Origin of the sequence: Streptomyces sp. NPDC048420 (genome assembly GCF_040651535.1) — a bacterium.
Lineage (GTDB): Bacteria > Actinomycetota > Actinomycetes > Streptomycetales > Streptomycetaceae > Streptomyces.
Map to the genome: position 1 here is coordinate 224666 of NZ_JBEZKG010000003.1, position 18324 is coordinate 242989.

General features: G+C 70.9%; 15 protein-coding genes. 8 read left to right on the top strand and 7 right to left on the bottom strand.

Features of this window, described 5'->3' with window-relative positions:
- Positions 1 to 26: 26 nt before the first annotated feature.
- The 3 genes from AB0D34_RS06075 to AB0D34_RS06085 form a co-directional block, all read right to left on the bottom strand.
- Positions 27 to 1178 (bottom strand): damage-control phosphatase ARMT1 family protein, encoded by a 1152-nt coding sequence (locus tag AB0D34_RS06075; protein WP_362657152.1) that lies wholly within the window; start codon positions 1176 to 1178, stop codon positions 27 to 29.
- A gap of 92 nt (positions 1179 to 1270) precedes the next feature.
- A complete protein-coding gene (locus tag AB0D34_RS06080; RefSeq protein ID WP_362657155.1) occupies positions 1271 to 1921 on the bottom strand; it encodes a ScbR family autoregulator-binding transcription factor in 651 nt (216 codons plus the stop codon).
- A 70-nt stretch (positions 1922 to 1991) separates the two neighbouring features.
- Complete coding sequence (locus tag AB0D34_RS06085; protein ID WP_362657158.1) at positions 1992 to 2918, bottom strand: ScbA/BarX family gamma-butyrolactone biosynthesis protein; 927 nt, start codon at positions 2916 to 2918, stop codon at positions 1992 to 1994.
- Positions 2919 to 3063: 145 nt separating this feature from the next.
- Between AB0D34_RS06085 and AB0D34_RS06090 the strand changes: the two genes are divergently transcribed.
- Positions 3064 to 3726: a ScbR family autoregulator-binding transcription factor gene (locus tag AB0D34_RS06090; protein ID WP_362657161.1), complete on the top strand. Its 663-nt coding sequence runs from the start codon at positions 3064 to 3066 to the stop codon at positions 3724 to 3726.
- A 79-nt stretch (positions 3727 to 3805) separates the two neighbouring features.
- On the opposite strand, the gene AB0D34_RS06095 is transcribed toward AB0D34_RS06090, so the two are convergent.
- Positions 3806 to 5587, bottom strand: a complete 1782-nt coding sequence (locus AB0D34_RS06095; RefSeq protein WP_362657164.1) for a S8 family serine peptidase — start codon at positions 5585 to 5587, stop codon at positions 3806 to 3808.
- Between the two features lie 374 nt (positions 5588 to 5961).
- Here AB0D34_RS06095 and AB0D34_RS06100 point away from each other — a divergent pair, with 374 nt between their 5' ends.
- The gene (locus AB0D34_RS06100; protein ID WP_362657822.1) at positions 5962 to 6900 is read left to right on the top strand and encodes a lytic polysaccharide monooxygenase; all 939 of its coding nucleotides are present in this window, start codon (positions 5962 to 5964) and stop codon (positions 6898 to 6900) included.
- An 18-nt stretch (positions 6901 to 6918) separates the two neighbouring features.
- Here AB0D34_RS06100 and AB0D34_RS06105 read toward each other — a convergent pair whose 3' ends face one another.
- Positions 6919 to 7581 carry a Tat pathway signal sequence domain protein gene (locus AB0D34_RS06105; protein ID WP_362657167.1) on the bottom strand — a complete coding sequence of 221 codons (663 nt, stop codon included), beginning with the start codon at positions 7579 to 7581 and terminating at the stop codon, positions 6919 to 6921.
- A 683-nt stretch (positions 7582 to 8264) separates the two neighbouring features.
- Here AB0D34_RS06105 and AB0D34_RS06110 point away from each other — a divergent pair.
- Both AB0D34_RS06110 and AB0D34_RS06115 read left to right on the top strand, forming a co-directional pair.
- Entirely contained in the window at positions 8265 to 8930 is a 666-nt protein-coding gene (locus tag AB0D34_RS06110; RefSeq protein WP_362657170.1) for a DUF6230 family protein, read from the top strand.
- The gene (locus AB0D34_RS06115; protein ID WP_362657173.1) at positions 8930 to 9457 is read left to right on the top strand and encodes a DUF6114 domain-containing protein; all 528 of its coding nucleotides are present in this window, start codon (positions 8930 to 8932) and stop codon (positions 9455 to 9457) included. Before AB0D34_RS06110 ends, AB0D34_RS06115 begins: the two co-directional genes overlap by 1 nt.
- Before the next feature lie 205 nt (positions 9458 to 9662).
- Here the strand turns inward: AB0D34_RS06115 and AB0D34_RS06120 are convergent, their stop codons facing one another.
- Positions 9663 to 10337 carry a Type 1 glutamine amidotransferase-like domain-containing protein gene (locus AB0D34_RS06120; RefSeq protein ID WP_362657176.1) on the bottom strand — a complete coding sequence of 225 codons (675 nt, stop codon included), beginning with the start codon at positions 10335 to 10337 and terminating at the stop codon, positions 9663 to 9665.
- A 39-nt stretch (positions 10338 to 10376) separates the two neighbouring features.
- On the opposite strand from AB0D34_RS06120, the gene AB0D34_RS06125 reads away from it, so the two are divergent.
- Positions 10377 to 11357, top strand: a complete 981-nt coding sequence (locus AB0D34_RS06125; RefSeq protein ID WP_362657179.1) for an AsnC family transcriptional regulator — start codon at positions 10377 to 10379, stop codon at positions 11355 to 11357.
- An 80-nt stretch (positions 11358 to 11437) separates the two neighbouring features.
- On the opposite strand, the gene AB0D34_RS06130 is transcribed toward AB0D34_RS06125, so the two are convergent.
- On the bottom strand, positions 11438 to 12883 hold the full coding sequence (locus AB0D34_RS06130; protein WP_362657182.1) for an MFS transporter: 1446 nt from the start codon (positions 12881 to 12883) through the stop codon (positions 11438 to 11440).
- A gap of 151 nt (positions 12884 to 13034) precedes the next feature.
- On the opposite strand from AB0D34_RS06130, the gene AB0D34_RS06135 reads away from it, so the two are divergent.
- From AB0D34_RS06135 to AB0D34_RS06145, 3 genes are all read left to right on the top strand, one after another.
- Entirely contained in the window at positions 13035 to 13832 is a 798-nt protein-coding gene (locus AB0D34_RS06135; RefSeq protein ID WP_362657184.1) for an SAM-dependent methyltransferase, read from the top strand.
- Between the two features lie 255 nt (positions 13833 to 14087).
- Complete coding sequence (locus AB0D34_RS06140; RefSeq protein WP_362657187.1) at positions 14088 to 15104, top strand: substrate-binding domain-containing protein; 1017 nt, start codon at positions 14088 to 14090, stop codon at positions 15102 to 15104.
- 89 nt (positions 15105 to 15193) lie between these two features.
- Positions 15194 to 18316: a nitrate- and nitrite sensing domain-containing protein gene (locus AB0D34_RS06145; protein WP_362657190.1), complete on the top strand. Its 3123-nt coding sequence runs from the start codon at positions 15194 to 15196 to the stop codon at positions 18314 to 18316.
- Positions 18317 to 18324 lie beyond the last annotated feature (8 nt).

The window sequence follows — 18324 nt, forward strand, 5'->3', positions numbered from 1 at the left end:
GGTACAAGTCGGCAGCATAACGCTCCTCAGGGCCGGACCTGGATGAGCGCACGGGTCCCGCCGGTCCGCCAGCGCTGCCCCTCCGCGGCGACCAACGCGGCCTCCGTACGGTCGTCGAGTCCGGTGATCACATCCGACTTCAGGGTGCGCAGCGCGGCCACCGGGCCCGGGAAGTACGCGGTCACCTCGGCGAAGGACGTGGTCGGCGCCCACCACCGGTCCCCCACCAGACGCCGGTAGTTGAGGTCCCCCTTCAACACGGTCAGGGCGGCCCCGCCGATCTCCGCACGAAGGTCACCGGGCATCTCCGCGTAGGGCAGCGGAGCGCAGGAGAACTCGTGCGCACGCACGTCGAGCCGCCCGTCGGACATCGCCTCCCACAGCCGACGCCCGTAGCCCGCGGCCTCCCCCGGCGCCCGCACGAGCCGCCGCAACGCGTCGACGACGTCGGCGGTGGTCGCGTCGGAGACGTAATAGGGGTAGGGCTTCACCTGCAACACGGCCCGCTCGATGCGGCCTTGTTCGAGCAGGTGGGAGATGAGCAGCAGATCAGGAATCAGCTCCCGCCCGGCGTTGTCGGCGATGAGACAGAGGGTGCCGGCCCCGTCGAGCAGCGACCAGAGCCGCTCACTGTCGTCGGCGACCAGATCGGATACGGCGTCCCGCCCCTCGGCCTCCCCGTCCGACAGCCGGAACCCGAGATCGGCCCGGTTCCCCCACAACGACCCGTGCAACAGCGCGGCCCCTCGCTCCTCGGCCGACCGCGAGGCAAGCGCGTCCAGCGCCTCCAACTCCTCGTCGGTCTCCTGGGATTCGAGCTCGGCGAGCTTGGAGGGCCGGAAGGGGTCGATGCCTTGCCATGGACCAGGCCCGAAGTACCCGACAGCATCAAGAAGCCGCCGATAGAAGTAGCTCTCGGACCACAGCCAGGGCACATCGAACCAGGACCGCCCGACGTGGTCGCCGATCCCCCACTCGTCCCACGCCCCGCCGGGAAGCGGCTCGATCACACCCTTCGTACAGCTGTCGAGCAGTGCGTCGAGCGCACGGTGCTGCTCAGGCCCGTACGGAAAGCTCTCCCGAACCTGCCGGACAATCGCGGGATGCCGCTCGGCAAGCACGCTGTAAGGAAATGACCCGGGTTCGTTACTGAGGATGACGGACGCTGATGGAGACATGCCGGTGACTGTAGCCACCTAGGGGCGCGGGGAACTGCGCGACCAGCCACAAACGACCTGAGGCCGCCCACCCACCCAAGCCAGGACGGCGCTCACCCCCCACCCCGAGACTCCTGCTCCAACTGACTCACCAGCGCCAGATACCGCGCACGCCGCGGCACCGGCACCAACCCCCGAATCATCACGTGCCACATCTCCGCGAGCCGCCGCGGCTGCCGCCCCACCGGCTCCAGATGCGGCCCCACCACCCGCGTCCCCACGAAGAAGCACACCAGTGAGTGAGCGACGGCGTCCACATCGGTCTCCGAATGGAGGTCGGCCTCCTTGACCGCCCCCGCCAGCTTCCCCGTGGCAAGGTCCAGCCACTCCGTGAACGGATGCCGCAGCGGCGGCCGCACTTCGACTCCTCCTGTGGCGAGCCGGAGTCCGGCACGGAGTACGGGCCCCTCGACCGACAGTCGCGCTATCCCGAAGGTGATCCGGACCAGTGCCTCCAGCGAGGTGTACCCGCGGGAGTCCACGTCCCCTGTCACCTGTCGCGACGCCCGCGACTGGATCTCCATGATCGCGTGGGCGAGATCGTTCTTCGCCGCGAAGTGGAAGTACAGCGCTCCTTTGGTGACCTGGGCATGCTCGACGATGTCGCTGAGACTGGTCGATTCATAGCCACGGCGGTCGAACAGATCGGCGGCGGCGGAGATGATCGTCGCTCGGGTCTGTTCAGCGCGTAACTGCCTCGGCATCGACTGCACACTCCTGGTACGGAAAAGAACGGGTCATGCCGTTTGTTTCTAACTCCCTGTACACGATATCTCACCCTGCGACCGCACCCACCCGGCACTCGAAGACCACCGATTCCCCTTGCAGCGCGATCACTTGTACGTCGGAGTCGCCCTCACCGCTCACCTCCACGAGGACCGGTCGGTCGAGCTCCGCGTACTGGTGAAACGCTGCGTGGAAGGAGACCGGCACCCGGCGCTCGCCCCCTCCCCGCGCACGTACGGCCTGCCCCGCGGCCTCCAGGAGGAGCATGCCGGGGATGTGGTCCAGCGGATGATCGAAGAAAACAGGATGTGCGGTATCGACGCGCAGCCGCCACCGGCCGGGGTGGCCGTCGGACACCAGGAGAACGTCGGCGTCCACGGACCGTCCCACCGTGTCGGCGGGTAACGGCGGTGGCAGCGGCCGGGGCAGCCGCAGGGCACCGACGTCGGCGGTACGGCCCCCTCGCAGCCGGCGGTAGACGGACTCGTTCGTCCAGCTCACGGCGATGCCGCCGGTCGCCACACGTTCGCCGCCCAGGCGCACGACGGCGTCGTAGCGGAGCCCCACCGGGCGGCCGGCCCTGCGGCGGACCTCGCCGACGGTGATGTCGACGACGGGTTCGGCGGGGGCGGCGCCGACGGCGAGGTGCTCGGGATGGGTGTCGACACGCAGCTCCTGGAGGACGAACTGATGACCGAGGGGGACCTCGTAGGCGGCGTGGGCGAGGAGCGCTCCGCACTGACGGACCGTTTCTGCAACCAGCAGCGGCTCGTACGCGGAGCGATCCGGAGACACGTGTAACTGATGGGCGCGCGGCCACTGGGCGGTGATGGTGAACCGGTCGGTCCCCGTCCGGGTCCAGCCGGTGAGGAGGATCTCCGCGACGGCCACCCGGTGCACGAACTCACGGGGTACGGTCGCCGTCAGCGATGCGGGTCCGGCCGGGGACTTCGTGGACTGCCCCAACTCTGGCATGTTTCCCCCTCGTTGCTCCGAAACGAATACGGACGGCGAGGTGCCCGTGCCGGTGAGCGATAGAGTACGAGGGATTCCGGTCTGTTTTCAATGTGACCTGATCGAGACCGGACGAGATCCGACTCGGCTCATGGGAGGGGTTCTTGTGGCGAGACAGGAGCGCGCCATCAGGACACGCAGGACGATCGTGGAGGCCGCGGGCGCCGTCTTCGACGAGCACGGGTACGCGGCGAGCACCATCGCGATGGTGCTGGAGCGGGCCGACGTCACGAAAGGCGCCCTGTATTTCCACTTTCCCTCCAAGGAGTCCCTCGCCCAGGCGGTGCTCGACGAGCAGTTGTCGCTGGGGGCCGTGCCGTCGCATCCGTGCAAGTTGCAGGAGATCGTCGACATCACGTTCGTCTTCGGGCAGCGACTGCGGAGCAACCCCCTTCTGAAGGGCAGCGTGCGGCTGACGGTGGACCAGTGCGCGTCGCCCGGTGTCGATCACACGGGGCCGTTCCGGCAGTGGAGCGAGCATCTGGGGGCGATGCTTCAAGTGGCCCGTGAGCAGGGCGAGTTGCTGCCGACGGTGGAGCCGCGGGACACCGCGGATCTGCTGGTCGGGGCCTTCGCCGGGCTCCAGTTGATGTCACGGGCGCTCAACGGGCGGGAGGATCTGGGCCACCGGATCTCCGTCATGTGGGCCCATATGCTGCCGAGCATCGCGCTGCCGGGGCTGCTGATCGGCCTCGACAGCCGTCCCGACCGCGGGGCACGGGTGCTGGCGTCCGTGGAGAGCGGTGAACTGGTGGGCGCGGAGGCGTGATCCGTTCGTAGGACGCACAGAGGTGGGCCGGCCGGTGCCCCAATCGCACCGGCCGGCCCACCTGTTCGGCAGAGTTCGCTCAGAAGGTCAGCTTCCAGCTGTTGAGCGTGCCCGTGTCCTGCGCGGCCGTGTCCTGGACGCGGAGCTTCCAGGTGCCGTTGGCCGTCTCGGAGGAGGCGTCCACCGTGTAGGTGGTGTTCACGTTGTCCGCGGAGTCCGAGGAGCTCGCCGCCTTCAGGCTGTACACGGTGCCGTCCGGGGCGACGAGGCTGATCGCCAGGTCGCCGCGGTAGGTGTGGGTGATGTCGACGCCGACCTGGAGGGCCGAGGGGGCGTTGCCGGTACGGCCGCTGACGGCGATGGAGGACTCGATCGCGGAGGAGTTGTCCGGGATGGAGACGGCGGTGGTGCTGGAGAAGGTGGTCCCCGTCGTCGTACCGCCGCTCACGGCCGCGACCGTCTTCGCCGCGTCCGCGAGACCCGCGCCGCAACCGCCGGAGCAGGCACCCGGCAGCGGGCGGGCGTTGTTCTTGATGGCGGTCTCGATCTGCGCCGGGGTCAGCGAGGAGTTCGCCGACTTCACCAGCGCGACCAGGCCCGCGATGTGCGGGGTGGCCATGCTGGTGCCCTGGTAGTAGGCGTACGACTCCGAAGAGGGCGTCGACGCACCGGAGTTGAGCGTCGAGAGGATGCCGTTGGCGGTGCCGGTGCTGGTCTGGCCGCCGGGGGCCGAGATGTCCACCAGGGAGCCGTAGTTGGAGTAGGAGGCCTTGGCGCCGGTGCGGTTGGTCGCGGCGACCGAGATGATGTTGTTGCAGTTGCCCGGGGAGTGGCCGGAGACGTTCTCGTTGTCGTTGCCGGCGGCCACGACGACGGTCGTACCGCGGCCGACGGCGTTGTTGATGGCGGTCTGGGTCGCCGAGGTGCAGGCGCCGTCGCCGCCGAGGCTCATGTTGATGACCTTGGCGACGTTGGTGTTGGCGGGCACGCCGGAGACGGTGCCGCCGGACGCCCAGGTGATGGCGTCGATGATGTCGGAGTCGTAGCCGCCGCACTTGCCGAGGACGCGCACCGGGGAGATCTTCGCACCGTACGCGATGCCCGCGACACCCTTGCTGTTGTTCGTGACGGCGGCGATGGTGCCGGCGACGTGCGTGCCGTGCCAGGAGGAGCTGGAGGCCGGGATGCCCGCGCCGCACTCGTTGGCCGCGTAGTAGTCGCCCGGGTCGGCCGGGTTGCTGTCGCGGCCGTTGCCGTCGACGGAGACCGCGGTGTCGGAGATGAAGTCGTAGCCGCCGACGATGTTCGCGGCGAGGTCGCTGTGGGTGACGTAGCCGGTGTCGATGACGGCGACGGTGACCCCGGTACCGGTGGACGTGGCCCAGGCGCCGGGCACGTTCATTCCCGCGGTGGTCTCGAACAGGTCCCACTGCTTGGCGTACTCGGTGTCGTTCGGGTCGGCCTGCGGCTTGTTCAGGCGGTCCGGTACGACGTAGGCGACCTGCGGGTCGGCCTTGAACTCGGCGACGGCGTCGGCGACTTCGGCCTTGCTCGGGTCCGCGCCGAGGTCGACGAGGGCGGCACCGGTGCCGAGCCGGCGCTGGAAGTCGGCGTCCTTGGCGGCGGCGTCGGCCTCGGCGGCCTTGTTCGAGGTGGCCTCGGCGGCGCCGGACTTGTAGCCGACGATGAGGCGCTCGGCCTGGACGCCGGGGGCGGCCTCGGTGAGCGCGGCCGGGACGGCGGCGTTCTGCGCGGGGGTGTCCTGGGCGACGGCGACGGAGGCCGTACCGACGGAGAGCAGGGCCGCGGAGACGGCGGCGGCGGATATCAGCTTCCGTCTGAGGGAGGGGGAGGTACGCAAGGGCTTGCCTTTCGTGGCCGTGCTCCGGGCAGCGCGGAGCGGCAGTCGATTCGCTTCGGCGATGAAGCGGCGGGGGGTGTAGCCAGAGGCAGAGCGGCCGGCCGACCAGGCGTGGGGCGCGTGCGTGACCCGTTCGGGGTTGCCTGTGGGTCAGCTGTGGTCGAACGATAGGCAAAGAGCTGGTCATGCGGATACAGGGGAAACCCTTGATCGGGCCGAGAACACCCCCTGGACAGTGGCTGGTTGACCGGGGATGGCCGCTTTGCCCGCGTCTGCGCGGCGGCGACTCCCGGAGTGCCGGTGAACGCGAGGGGCCCGTGTCCCGTACTGCACGGAAGCCCGTCTTTCCCGCGCCGCCCGAGGAGGAGTTCCGGATGGCCCGGATGCCCTGGACCACAGTTCGCCGCACGAGTGCGGCGGCCGCCGCCGCTGTGACGCCGTTCCTGCTGACCGTGTTCGCGGCGGCGCCCGCGCAGGCCCACGGTGCCCCCACGGACCCGGTCAGCCGGGTCTTCGCCTGCTCGCCCGACGGCGACTCGTCGGGGACCGCCGCGTGCCGGGCGGCCATCGCGGCCAACGGACAGCCCTTCACCGCGTGGGACAACCTGCGGGTCGCGAACGTGAACGGACGGGACCGGCAGACGATCCCGGACGGCAAGCTGTGCAGCGGCGGGCTGCCGGCCTACCGGGGCCTCGACCTGGCCCGCTCCGACTGGCCGTCGACCCGGCTGCCCCCCGGTGCGACGCTGACCATGAAGTACGTCTCGACGATCCCGCACACCGGTACGTTCCGGATGTATCTCACCGAACCCGGCTACGACCCGTCGAAGCCGCTGAAGTGGTCGGATCTGCCGGAGCAGCCGTTCGCTCAGGTCAGGGACCCGGCGCTGACGGACGGCGCGTACCGGATCAGGATGACGCTGCCGAAGGACCGTACGGGGCGGCACGTGCTGTACACGATCTGGCAGAACAGCAGTACGGCGGACACGTACTACTCGTGCTCGGACGTGGTGTTCCCGGCGGCGGCCGAGAAGGACACGGGTGGGGCGGGCGCGGCCGCGTCGCCGACCCCGTCGAAGACCGCGAAGAAGGAGCCCGCGAAGAGTCCGACGCCGACGGCTTCCGCCGCCTCCGCTCCCGCGCCGACCCCGTCCGTGGCCCGTTCGGCGGGTGCAGCTCCCGACTCCACTCCGGTGGCCGCCGACGCCGATCCCGCCTCCGGGCCTTCCGCGCCCATACTTGCGGGCGGCGCCGCCGCGGTGCTGGTGCTCACCGGGGGCGCCGCCCTGGCGCTTCGTCTGCTTCGGCGCTGAACTACCGGGTCACAGAGCTCAGTTGACGTAGACCGCCTCGCCGTCCGCGGTCACCGGGCTGTACTTCGCGGTCCAGAAGCCGCTGGCGGGGCACAGCGAGGAGCCGGAGGTACGGGTGAACTGCTGGTTGCTGAACGCGATGCTGTTGTCGGCGTTGTCGGCCGTGCCGGACAGGCCGGCCGCCGCCTGGTAGACACAGTTGACGCTGCCCAGCAGGGTGCGCAGCACGACGGTGGTCTGGATGGTGGAGCCGCTGGCCGGGGTGACGGTGACGGCGCCGCCGGAGGAGACGTCCGTGGTGTACGCCAGGTTGTTCACCGTGATGCTGGTGACGCCGAGGACGCCGACCACGTTCGAGGTGCAGTTGCTGAAGGTCTGCCCGGTCAGGGACTCGACGGCGGTGCCCGGCGCGGTCGGGTTGCTGCCCACCGTGGCGGTGAACGTGGAGGCCGCACAGGTGATGCCGCTGGTGCCGGTCGCGCTGGAGTAGAGGGTCGCGGTGGTGCCGTCGGCCAGGGACGCCGTGATGGTCGTGCCCTCGGCGACGTTGGGGCCGCCGACCGAGCCGGTGGTGAGGACCGCGACGTCAGCCGCCGCGGCGGGGGCGGAAGCGGCTACGGCCACGGGCAGCGCGAAGGCGGCGGCAGCGGCGGTGAGGGAGACCAGAGAACGCATACGCATGCGGGATTGCCTCTTTCGTGAGGTGGGGGTGCGAGGGTGGGTGTGGGGGAGCGCGGACACGCCTCGGCGTCCGCCGTTGCCGACCCGTCACGCCTTCTCCGTACGTGACGGGTCGGCAACGGCAGCCGGCCGGTGGCCGACCGGAGGCCCAATGGGGGAGGGCTCCGGCCGGGCCGGGCGGAGGTGGCCGGCCCGATGCGGCCCAGGGGGGAAGCGGCCGTTTTCGGGTGCCGTGGAGGGTCGGACTCGGGCGGTGAAGAGCCCGTGACGGACAGACGGTCCGGGAACGCGGCAGGTGCCGCCCGACGGCTCGGATCCGGCGCCACGGATCCGGGGGAAGCCAGGGAGAGTTGTAGACCTGATCATCCGTCAACGTCAAGGTCCTGTACGGGAGTTGATCTTCGATCGACGGCTTTCTCCGGCCTTTTCCCGGCCGCCCGGACGTTGTTGATCACAGGTGGCACATAATCAACACCCTTTACTCACAACTTGCTTGACCCATGGCCGTAACCGCCGGTAACTTCCGAGGCCTTACTGCGGAGTACGGGTAAGCCCTTGCACCCGCCGGGAGTGCCAGGAGCCATGCGCCGCAGCCACTGTCCGCGCCAGGACAACAAGCCAATGAAGCCGCACTATCCGCACGTGAGCCCCACTTGCGTTGACTATGCCCCTGGGAGCAGCACATGGCCTCGTCCGTCGGCACCACCTCCGAGACCCCCGAAAGCGGTTCCGCACCCGAAGCCCCCGACGGCTCCGCGAGACGCGGGCGGGTCCGGGGTCGCCGGGCCGCGATCATGGCGGTGCCCGCCGTCGCGATCACCGCGGGTCTCGCGATCATGACCGCCGAGGGTGCACTGGGAGTCCAGTTCGCCATCTCCGGCATGCCCTTCACGGTCACCGCGACATCGATGGACGGCACCGGGTTCGAGCAGTTCGGCGGGCTCGACAACATGGCGGACAACAGCCCGAACGCCGGCGACACCGGCGGTCAGGTGCTGGTCGTGACCTCCGTCATCAAGAACGCGACGATCACCAAGCTGTGCCAGAGCGTCGACCTGGGCGGCACCAACCTGCTCATCAAGGCCGGCGCCGGCGACAAGAAGGTCGAGGCGACCGACCTGACCACGGACTCGACCGAGATGTCCGGTGACGCCTCCTTCGACAACATCGAGATCGGCAACGACGCCAGCACCCTCACCAAGGGTGGCGTGAAGGGCCCCCTCGGCGTCTTCAGTCAGCAGTCCGACACCGTGCACATCGGCAACCTGCGCCAGACCAACTACGCGACCACGGCAGCGGTGTTCAAGCTGCCCGGTCTCAAGCTCAGCTTCAGCGGCACGGGTTGCTGATGGAGGGCCAGGCGCCCGAGGGCGGACAGCGGCCTGTGGTCGAGCAGGACGCATTCACCCGTTGGGTGTACGGACGGCCCTTCTTCGGTGGGCTGTGGCTCACTCTGGGCGGGGCATGGACCCTGCTCACCATGAAGGCCTCGCTGAAGGTCGTCCTGCACGTCGGCATGCAGGGGCTGGCGGGTTACCTCCTGCCGACCCTGATGGTGGTGCTGGGTCTGCTGATCCTCTTCAGCCCGGCTCAGCGCCTGTTCTACTCGGTCGTCGGTGTCCTGATCTCCTTGGGGACCTGGGTCACCTCGAACATGGGTGGCTTCATGGTCGGCCTCCTGCTGGGGGTCGTGGGCAGCTGCCTGACCTTCGGCTGGATGCCCGACCAGGGCCCGCGGGTGAGCCGCGGCGACCGGCGCAGGTCGGCACAGCAGGCGGCGCAGGCCGGGCCGGCGACCGACACGGGACACACCGGCGCCGGGACCGATTCGACCCAGGCCGGAATGGCCGCCGGAACACCGCAGGCCGCCCGGTAATCCGGCTGCGCGGGCCGCTCCCGCAGCCGGCTCGCGCAGTCGCCGCCCCCGGGCGCAGGACGGGCCGGCGACCGACACGGGACACACCGGCCGGAATGGCCGCCGGCAAACCGCAGCCCGCCCGGTAACCCCGCTCCGCGGGCCGCTCCCGCAGCCGACTCGCGCAGTCGCCGCCCCGGGGCACGGACCGCGCAGGCACCGCCCGTCACCCGCCGGGCAGCCTGCGCGGTTCCACGCGTTCCTCCACCGCCGAGTCACCGTCGCGTGTGACCACGTAGGCGCCCTTCCCGGGCAACTCGGTCACCGCCTCGACGAGTTCGGTGCCGCGACAGACCAGCCCGCCGCCGCCGTCCGTGCAGTGGGTGCCGGGCAGGGTACCGTCCGCGACCAGCCGGTGGACCAGGGGGCGGCGTCCCGGGTCGCCGTCGTAGTGCACGCCGTTGCCGTACGGCAGGAAGCCCAACGCGTCGGTGAGAGGCCGAAGTTCGGGGCCGTACGAGTCCGTGGTGCCGCCCTCGAACCAGCACAGGGAGCCCGCGCTGACCCCGCTCAGCACCACGGCAGGGTTCGCCACCGGGCCGCCCATGACCCACACCACGTCCTGCTCCAGGACGGTGCCCTCCATGTCGTCCAGGTTGGGCATGGGGAACAGCTGGAGCGGCGTGAGGTCGAAGCCGGCCACCCGCGCCGCCTCGTGCATCCGGGCCGTGAAGTGCTCGGCGTCCCCGATGGCCGTGCCGACGTACATCACGCGCGGCCTGCGGCCGTGGGCGCCCGAGAGGTCCACGGCGTGGTGCACCAGGGCATGGAACGACACCATGGTGCGACCGCCGGTGCGGTGTCCTCCGGAGGTGGCGACGATCGTCGGTTCTGGGGGCATTCACGTGATCCCAGCCAGCGGCCGGGCGAGGATGGGGACATGATCGATGACGTCGACCGCGGTCTGATCCACGCGCTGCACATCGACGGGCGGGTGCCGTTCAGTCGGGTGGCCTCGGTGCTCGGTGTCTCGGCGCAGACGGTCGCGCGGCGGTACCGGCGCCTGTGCGCGGAGGCCGGGCTGCGGGTGGTCGGGCTGACGGATCCTCACCGGACGGGTCTCACCCAGTGGTTGGTACGGGTTACGGTGACCGCGCGATCGGCCCGTGACATCGCCGGGGCGCTGGTGCGGCGGGCGGACACGTCGTGGGTGAAGCTGGCGTCGGGGGGCACGGAGATCGTCGCGGTGGTGCACGCGCCGAACGACTCCTCGGCCGACAACTCCCTTCTCCTGTACGACATTCCGCGTACCGCCGGGATCACAGCGGTGTCGGCGCACTGTCTGCTGCACACCTATCTGGGTGGTCCTTCGCACTGGCGGCGCAGCGCGGAGGCGCTGGACGAAGGTCAGCGGCGGGTGCTGCGGGAGGCGGTCACGGCGGAGGGTGTTCCGCGTCAACCTGTCGCCGGGGACGTGGAGTTGCTCATGGCCTTGTCGAAGGACGGGCGGGCCGGACAGGGGGAGCTCGCCGCGGCGACCGGGTGGGCCCCGGCCACAGTGGGACGGCGGCTGGCCGATCTCCGGGCTGGGGGCGCGCTGTTCTTCGACGTCGAGGTGGACGCCGGGCTGTTCGGAGTCACGACTCGGGCGCTGCTGTGGATGTCGGTGCCGCCGTCGCGGCTGGAGGGGGTGGCGACGGTGCTGTCCGGCCACGACGAGCTGGCCTTCGTGGCGGCGACGACCGGCCCGACGAACCTGGTCGCGCAGGCGCTGTGCCGGGACCCGGCGGATCTGCATCGCTATCTCACCCGAAGGCTGGGGGCGCTGGAGGGGATCCGGTCACTGGAGACGAGTCCGGTGCTGCGGAATCTGAAGGCGGGGAGTCCGGTGTCGGCGGTGCGGGCGACTGTACGACGGTGAGGTGCGCGGTGGGCTGGGGCGTCCTCTGTCGGCCGTGGCCGGAGCTGGGCGAGGTGGCAACTGACCTCAGCTGTACCCACCTAGGGGCGCGGGGAACTGCGCGACCAGCCCCCACCGGGCCGCAGCCGACGAACCGGCCGCCGCTCCCCCATCGCACCACTCGCCACCAGAGCGACACCCACCAACCCCGCCGCCGCCCAGAACGCCCCCTGAGCCGCGCGCAACGAGGCCCCCGCCCCCTCCCCGCCGTGCAGGTACACGCTCCCCAGCACGGCCACACCGACCGTCGCCCCGAACTGCTGCACCGCGTTCAACAGCCCCGCCGCCGAACCGGTCTCCTGAGGGCGGATCGGGGCCAGAGCCAGGGTGAAGAAGGCCGGGGCGAAAAGCCCGGCCCCGCAGCCGACGACGGTCAGCGCAAGCGGCAGGGCCCACGGGTACGTGCCGGGCACGGTCGAGGCGTATGCGGTCACCGCCCCGCACAGACCGCCCAGCAGGACACCGAGCCCCGCCCACATCACGCGGCGTCCCCACCGCCGTACGAGATGCGCCCCCGCCGCCCACGAGGCCACCGCGAGTCCGCACGACCACGGCGCGAGGGTCAGACCCGATGCCAACACCCCTACGCCCAGGCCGGGTTGCAGCTGAAGCACCACGACCGTCACCAGACCGTTCGTCACCGCGAAGAAGGCCGTCGACGCCACCAGCGCGGCAGGGAAGGCCCGTTGGGCGAACAGCCCCGGCTCCACCAGCGGAGTCCGGCCCGCGGCGGCGAGCCGACGCTGGTGCAGCGCGAAGACGACGAGTACGGCGGCGCCGGTCGCCATCGTGGCGCAGGACAGCGAGGAGAGGCCGGAGCCGATCAGCGGCAGGACCAGGAGCCCCGTGCCGGTCATCGCCAGCAGTGTGCCGGGGACGTCGAGGGTGGGTCGTACCGGGGCCCGGTCCTCCGGCAGCCCACGGGCGAGGACCAGGACCGCCGCGGCGACCGGCACGTTCACCACGAACACCGCCCGCCAGGACGAGCCGAACAGGTCCGCGTGGGTCAGGACCCCGCCGAGCACCGGCCCGCACACGGCCGCCAGACCCATCACCGGGCCGATGCCGCCCAGCGCCCGGGACATCTCCGGGCCCGAGAACATCGCCTTGATCAGGCCGATGGTCTGGGGGACGACCAGGGCCGCAGCGGCCCCCTGGAGCGCGCGGAAGGCGATCAGGATCCCTACGGCGGGCGCCGCGGCGCAGGCGACGGACGCGCAGGTGAAGCCAATGACACCGGTGACGAACAGCCGTCGGCGGCCGAGGATGTCGCCGAGCCGCCCGCCGGTGACGAGCAGCACCGCGAACGGCAGGGTGTACGCGGCGCCGAACCACTGCACATCCGACACCGCCCCGCCCAGGTCGGCGTGGATGGCGGGCGCGGCGACCTGGACGACGGTCGCGTCCAGCAGGTTCATGGCCTCGCCGAGCAGCAGAGCGCCGAGCGCGAGCCATCGGGAGGGGTTCGGTGGGTGGTGAGTGGTCATGGGGCCAGGTTGGGAAGCGGTCCTGCCGGGCGGCCAGTCACGGACGCCGTATCGAGGATTTCCGCCATTCCCGGCGTCCTGGTTGCGGAAAAGCCACACCGCCGTCAATACCCGTTGACTGGACAGGAGTTGGCGGTGGGACGGTAGGGGCATGGAGCCAGACATCGACACCGGGAGCGCGCACTCCGCGCGGATCTACGACTACATCATCGGCGGCGAGGACCATTACCCGGCGGACCGTGAGGCGGGCGACGCCATGGTCCGTGAGTGGCCCGCCCTGCCCGTCCACATGCGAGCCAACCGCGACTTCATGAACCGCGCGGTGCGCCATCTCGCCGAGGAGGCGGGGATACGGCAGTTCCTCGACATCGGAACCGGCATCCCGACCTCCCCCAACATCCACGAGATCGCGCAGTCGGTGTCACCCGACTCCCGCGTGGTGTACGTCGACAACGACCCGCTCGTGCTGCGCCTGTCCCAGGGACTGCTCAACGGCACGCCCGAGGGCCGGACTTCGTACATCGAGGCGGACATGCGGGACCCGGAGAGCATTCTCGGCGCTCCGGAACTGCGGGCAATGCTCGATCCGGCGGAGCCGGTGGCCCTGTTGGTGATCGCGATCGTGCACTTCATGATGGACGAGGACGACGCCGTCGGCATCGTGCGCCGGCTCCTCGACCCGCTGCCGTCCGGGAGCCACCTCGCGATGTCCATCGGTACCGCGGAGTTCGCCCCGGACGAGGTCGGCCGGGTGGCCCGGGAGTACGCCGCGCGGGGCATGCCGATGCGACTGCGCACCCACGTCGAGGCGGAGGAGTTCTTCATGGGTCTCGACCTCGTGGAGCCGGGCATCGTGCAGGTCCACAAGTGGCGTCCGGACGGTACGGGCACCGAGGTGACCCGGGACGCGGACATCGCGATGTACGGAGCGGTCGGGCGCAAACCGTGACGCGAGCTGTGCCGCCGGCGGGCTGTGCCGCGGGCCCTGAACGCAACCCCGCTACCGCCACCCCCTGGTGCCCGCTGATGTGAAGATCATTACGATGCGGAACCGAGAAGTCATTACAAGGGGCTGATCACTTGACTACCGGCGGTCACACGCGGTTGGCTCCTGGCCAGTGAAAGTTCAACAGGCCGACGCGCCCGCGTTCCGGCCGCACTTTCGCGTTCCGCCTGCTCGGCCGCACAGCGAGGTGCCGCACTCATGAACACTCCTCCCCCACCTCGGTCCTTCTCCAGATCCGCGCGGGTGGCCGCTCTCGCCTCCGTCGCCCTTCTGCTGCTCGCCGGCTGCTCCGGTGCCGGCGGCGACTCCCGGCTCGACTCGGGCACGGACGCGGCGGACGGGACGGGCACCGCCCGGCTGAAGATCGCCCTGATCACCCACGGCGGCAAAGGCGACGCCTTCTGGGAGCGCGTGCAGAAGGGCGCCGAGGCCGCCGCCGCCAAGGACGGCGTCGATCTGACCTACGCGAACGACTCGGACCCGACCGGGCAGGCCCAGTTGGTGCGCGACGCGATCGGCGACCGGGTCGACGGCATCGCGGTGACCCTGGCCAAGCCGGCCGCGATGAAGGCGCCGGTGGCCGCGGCCCGCGCGGCGGGCATCCCCGTGGTGGGCCTCAACTCCGGTATCGGCGCCTGGAAGTCGCAGGGCCTGCTCGAGTACTTCGGCCAGGACGAGAGCGTGGCCGGCGCGGCCGTCGGGAACAAGCTGAACGAACTGAAGGCCAAGCACGCCCTGTGCGTCATCCACGAGCGGGGCAACGTCGCCCTGGAGGCGCGCTGCGCCGGCGTGAAGAAGACGTTCGGCGGCGAGACCGAGAACCTGTACGTGGAGGGTACCGACCCCGAGGCCGTGGACACCGTACTCACGGCCAAGCTGCGACAGGACCCCAGTATCGACGAAGTGGTCACCCTGGGGGCGCAGTTCGCCATGGACGCCGTGGGCTCGGTGAAGGCAGCCGGCAGCAGGGCCCATGTGGCCACCTTCGATCTCAACAACGACCTGGTCAAGGCGGTCCGCGCCGGGAGCGTACAGTTCGCGGTCGACCAGCAGCCGTATCTGCAGGGCTACCTCGCGGTGGACTCGCTGTGGCTGTACAGGACCAACGGCAACGTCAGTGGAGGCGGTGTGGCCCCCGTGCTGACCGGGCCCGCGTTCGTCACCCGGACGAATGTCGCCGCGGTCGCGAAGTTCGCCGCCGCCGGCACCCGTTGACCGTCCTCAGGAAATCCGCTGCTCAGGAAAACCGCTTCGCAGGAAAACCGCCCCCAGGAACCACTCCCCCTGACCGTTCAAGGACGACCATGCCCGACCGGAAAGGTGCCCGGCGCCGCCTCGGCTCCATACGACTCTCCCTCATCCTGCTGGCGCTGGTGCCCAGCGTCACCCTCGCCGCCATGTGGGGCGTGACGACCACGCAGTTGTTCTCGGAGGGCCTACGGCTGCGCTCTCAGACCGAGTTGAGCAGGTCGACGGGCGCGATGGGCACCGAGGCCACGCTCGCCCTCCAGGGGGAACGCGCGGTGTCCGCCGCCTGGCTGGCCAAGGTGCCCGGCTCCCGGGCCGCGCTGGACGTGAAGCGGGCGGCCACGGACGCGGCGGTCGCCAAGCTCGTCCGGCGGTCCGACGAGATCCAGCGGGCGCCCTCGCGCATCGCCGACCAGCTGTACTCGGTGCTCGGCTCGGTGGCCAGCCTGGAGTACTACCGCGGCCAGGTGGACAAGCCCACCGACATCACCGCCCAGCAGGCCCTTGACCAGTACACGTCGATCATCGACGACCAGATCCACGCCTTCCAGCAGCTCTCGCAGGTCGACGACGGTGACCTCACCTCGCAGGCCGGGCCGCTCGTCGCCCTGGAACACGCGGCGGAGCTGACCTCCCAGGAGGACGTGGCGCTCACCCTCGCCTGGCCGTCCGGGCATCTCGACGAGAAGGCCTGGGAGCAGTTCGTCCAGCTGGTGAACACGCGCCGGTGGCTCGTCGAGGACCAGATCCTGCCCGCGCTGAGCGGCAGCGCGAAGACCCAGACCGAGCGGATCCTGGGGAGCGCGGACTGGCGGACCCTGACGGCGGTCGAGGACCAGGTGCTCGCCGCCCGCCCGGCCGACGGGACCGGGCAGGTCGCCCTGCCGGGCGCGCAGAAGCGGTGGTCGGCCGCGATGGAGAGGGTCTCCGTCCGCTACACCGCCCTGATCCGGCAGCAGACCTCCGGGCTGCTGACCCGCAGCGCGGACAAGGCGCACGAGCAGCTGCTGACGGCCGCGTCGCTCAGTGCGGGCGGGCTGATCGCGCTGCTGATCTGCCTCGTCATGTCCTGGCGGATCACCCGCTCGCTGTCCCGGCGGCTGCGCGGCCTGCGGGAGGCCACCCTCGGCCTCGCCCAGGAACGGTTGCCGGACGTGGTGGCACGGCTGGAACGCGGCGATAAGGTCGATATCGACCGTGCGGCGCCGGAGTTGGACTACGGTCCTGACGAACTGGGGCAGGTCGCCAAGGCGTTCAACACGGCCCAGCGGACTGCCGTGGAGACCGCCGTCGAACTCGCCGACACCCGGCGGGGTTTCCAGAAGGTGATCCTCGGCATCGCCCGGCAGAGCCAGAACCTCGTGAACCTCCAGCTCAGCCGGCTGGACACGCTGGAGCGCGAGCACCAGGACCCGGACGTGCTGGCGGGACTGTACGAACTGGACTCCACGGCCAGCCAGTTGCGGCGGTACGAGGAGAACCTGGTCATCATCAGCGGCGGGCAGCCGCGGCGCAGCTGGACCGAGCCGGTCGCGCTGGCCGACATCCTGCGCGGTGCGGTGGGTGAGGTCGCCGAGTACCAGCGGGTGGAGGTGCACACCGACGAGGAGGTGTGTCTGGCGCCGCCCGCGGTGGCGGACGTGATCCATCTCCTGGCCGAACTGATCGAGAACGCGACGCTGTACTCCCCGGCCCCGAGTCCGGTCGGGGTACGGGCCGCGCTGGTCGCCAAGGGGCTGGCCGTCGAGGTGGAGGACCGTGGGCTCGGCATGTCGGAGGACGAATACGCCTCCTTCAACGCCCACTTGGCCGAGGCGCCCAAGTTCGACGTGGTCGCCCTCGCCGACGACCTCCGCCTCGGCATGTTCGTCATCGCCCGCCTCGCCAACCGCCACGGCATCCAGGTGACGCTGCGGTCCTCGCCGTACGGGGGCACGACGGCGATCGTCCTGATCCCGCACGAGATCGTCGTACGGGACGAGTTCGCGCAGGAGGGGCTGGGCGGGGCCGCGGGTCCCTACGCGGGACGTACTTCCCACCCGGGGGGTGCGGGCGCGAGGAGCCTCACGGATGCGGGGCTCGGCGCGGGCGCAGAGGGTGTTGGGCGCGCGGCGGGCTCCGCGGCCGCGGATGACTCCACGGGCGGCTCGGCAGGCGGCTCCGCAGCCACGAAGCGCATACGCGGCGCGGGAGATGCGGCAGCCTCGGCCGGGTCCGCGGAGGCGGCCGACGCGACGGGCCCGGAAGGCTCACGGGACGCCCGGGACTTCGCGAGCCCGGGTGGCCACTCCGCAGGCACCGAACGCACGCGAAACACGGGAACTCCGGCAGATACGGCAGCCTCGACGGGGTCCGCGGAAGCGGCCGACGCAACGGGCCCGGAAGGCTCACGGGACGCCCGGGACTTCGCGAGCCCGGGTGGCCTCTCCGCAGGCACCGAGCGCACGCGAAACACGGGAACTCCGGCAGATACGGCAGCCTCGACGGGGTCCGCGCGAAACACCGACTCGACCGGCCCGGACGACGCCGGGGACTTGGCGGGGTCGGCCGGTGGCGAGGACGGGGTGGCGTACGCCCGGGGCTCCGGGGACTCGGCCGACGTCCGGGCCGGCGCGCCGCGTGTTCATGGCTCTGCCGGCTCGACGGACTCCTCTGACCCCCGGAACGGGGCCTCCGCAGCCGGAGCGGCCCGCGCACGGGGTCCCCAAGGCTCGGCGGACGCGCGGGACGCGGACGCGGTGTCCGGGCGGGCGGGCTCACCGGCCCGTTCCGAGGGACGTACGGCCGTCGCCGTCCGGCCCGACGGACTCACCCCGCTTCCCCGCCGCATCCCCCAGACCAGCCTGGCCGTGGAACTGCGTGAGGACGCCCCGGCGCCCGACGAGGACGTGGACGCCGACGAGTTCACCGCCGATCACGCGGCCTCCTCGCTCGCCGGTTTCCAGCGCGGCACGCTCCGTGCCCGGGACGAGGACGACCTCCTCGACAGCCCGGGCGACCCGAGCGCGGGCGCCGACTCCGTCGACGTACCGAAGGAACCCGAAGAAGCGACCGCCCATGGGACCGACCCGCTCGACAGCCCCGAGGAAGTGAGCCCCGACGACGACCCCCTCAGCCACCTCGGCGCTCCGCAGGACCCGGCCGTCGCCGCCCGAACTCCCCCTACTGATCGCTCATGAAGGACACC

What these genes read in the sequence shown, in the direction of transcription:
- AB0D34_RS06075 (WP_362657152.1), bottom strand. Translation starts at nt 1,178, where the DNA reads ATGTCTCCATCAGCGTCCGTCATCCTCAGTAACGAACCCGGGTCATTT.
- AB0D34_RS06080 (WP_362657155.1), bottom strand. Translation starts at nt 1,921, where the DNA reads ATGCCGAGGCAGTTACGCGCTGAACAGACCCGAGCGACGATCATCTCC.
- AB0D34_RS06085 (WP_362657158.1), bottom strand. Translation starts at nt 2,918, where the DNA reads ATGCCAGAGTTGGGGCAGTCCACGAAGTCCCCGGCCGGACCCGCATCG.
- AB0D34_RS06100 (WP_362657822.1), top strand. Translation starts at nt 5,962, where the DNA reads ATGGCCCGGATGCCCTGGACCACAGTTCGCCGCACGAGTGCGGCGGCC.
- AB0D34_RS06105 (WP_362657167.1), bottom strand. Translation starts at nt 7,581, where the DNA reads ATGCGTATGCGTTCTCTGGTCTCCCTCACCGCCGCTGCCGCCGCCTTC.
- AB0D34_RS06110 (WP_362657170.1), top strand. Translation starts at nt 8,265, where the DNA reads ATGGCCTCGTCCGTCGGCACCACCTCCGAGACCCCCGAAAGCGGTTCC.
- AB0D34_RS06115 (WP_362657173.1), top strand. Translation starts at nt 8,930, where the DNA reads ATGGAGGGCCAGGCGCCCGAGGGCGGACAGCGGCCTGTGGTCGAGCAG.
- AB0D34_RS06120 (WP_362657176.1), bottom strand. Translation starts at nt 10,337, where the DNA reads ATGCCCCCAGAACCGACGATCGTCGCCACCTCCGGAGGACACCGCACC.
- AB0D34_RS06125 (WP_362657179.1), top strand. Translation starts at nt 10,377, where the DNA reads ATGATCGATGACGTCGACCGCGGTCTGATCCACGCGCTGCACATCGAC.
- AB0D34_RS06130 (WP_362657182.1), bottom strand. Translation starts at nt 12,883, where the DNA reads ATGACCACTCACCACCCACCGAACCCCTCCCGATGGCTCGCGCTCGGC.
- AB0D34_RS06135 (WP_362657184.1), top strand. Translation starts at nt 13,035, where the DNA reads ATGGAGCCAGACATCGACACCGGGAGCGCGCACTCCGCGCGGATCTAC.
- AB0D34_RS06140 (WP_362657187.1), top strand. Translation starts at nt 14,088, where the DNA reads ATGAACACTCCTCCCCCACCTCGGTCCTTCTCCAGATCCGCGCGGGTG.
- AB0D34_RS06145 (WP_362657190.1), top strand. Translation starts at nt 15,194, where the DNA reads ATGCCCGACCGGAAAGGTGCCCGGCGCCGCCTCGGCTCCATACGACTC.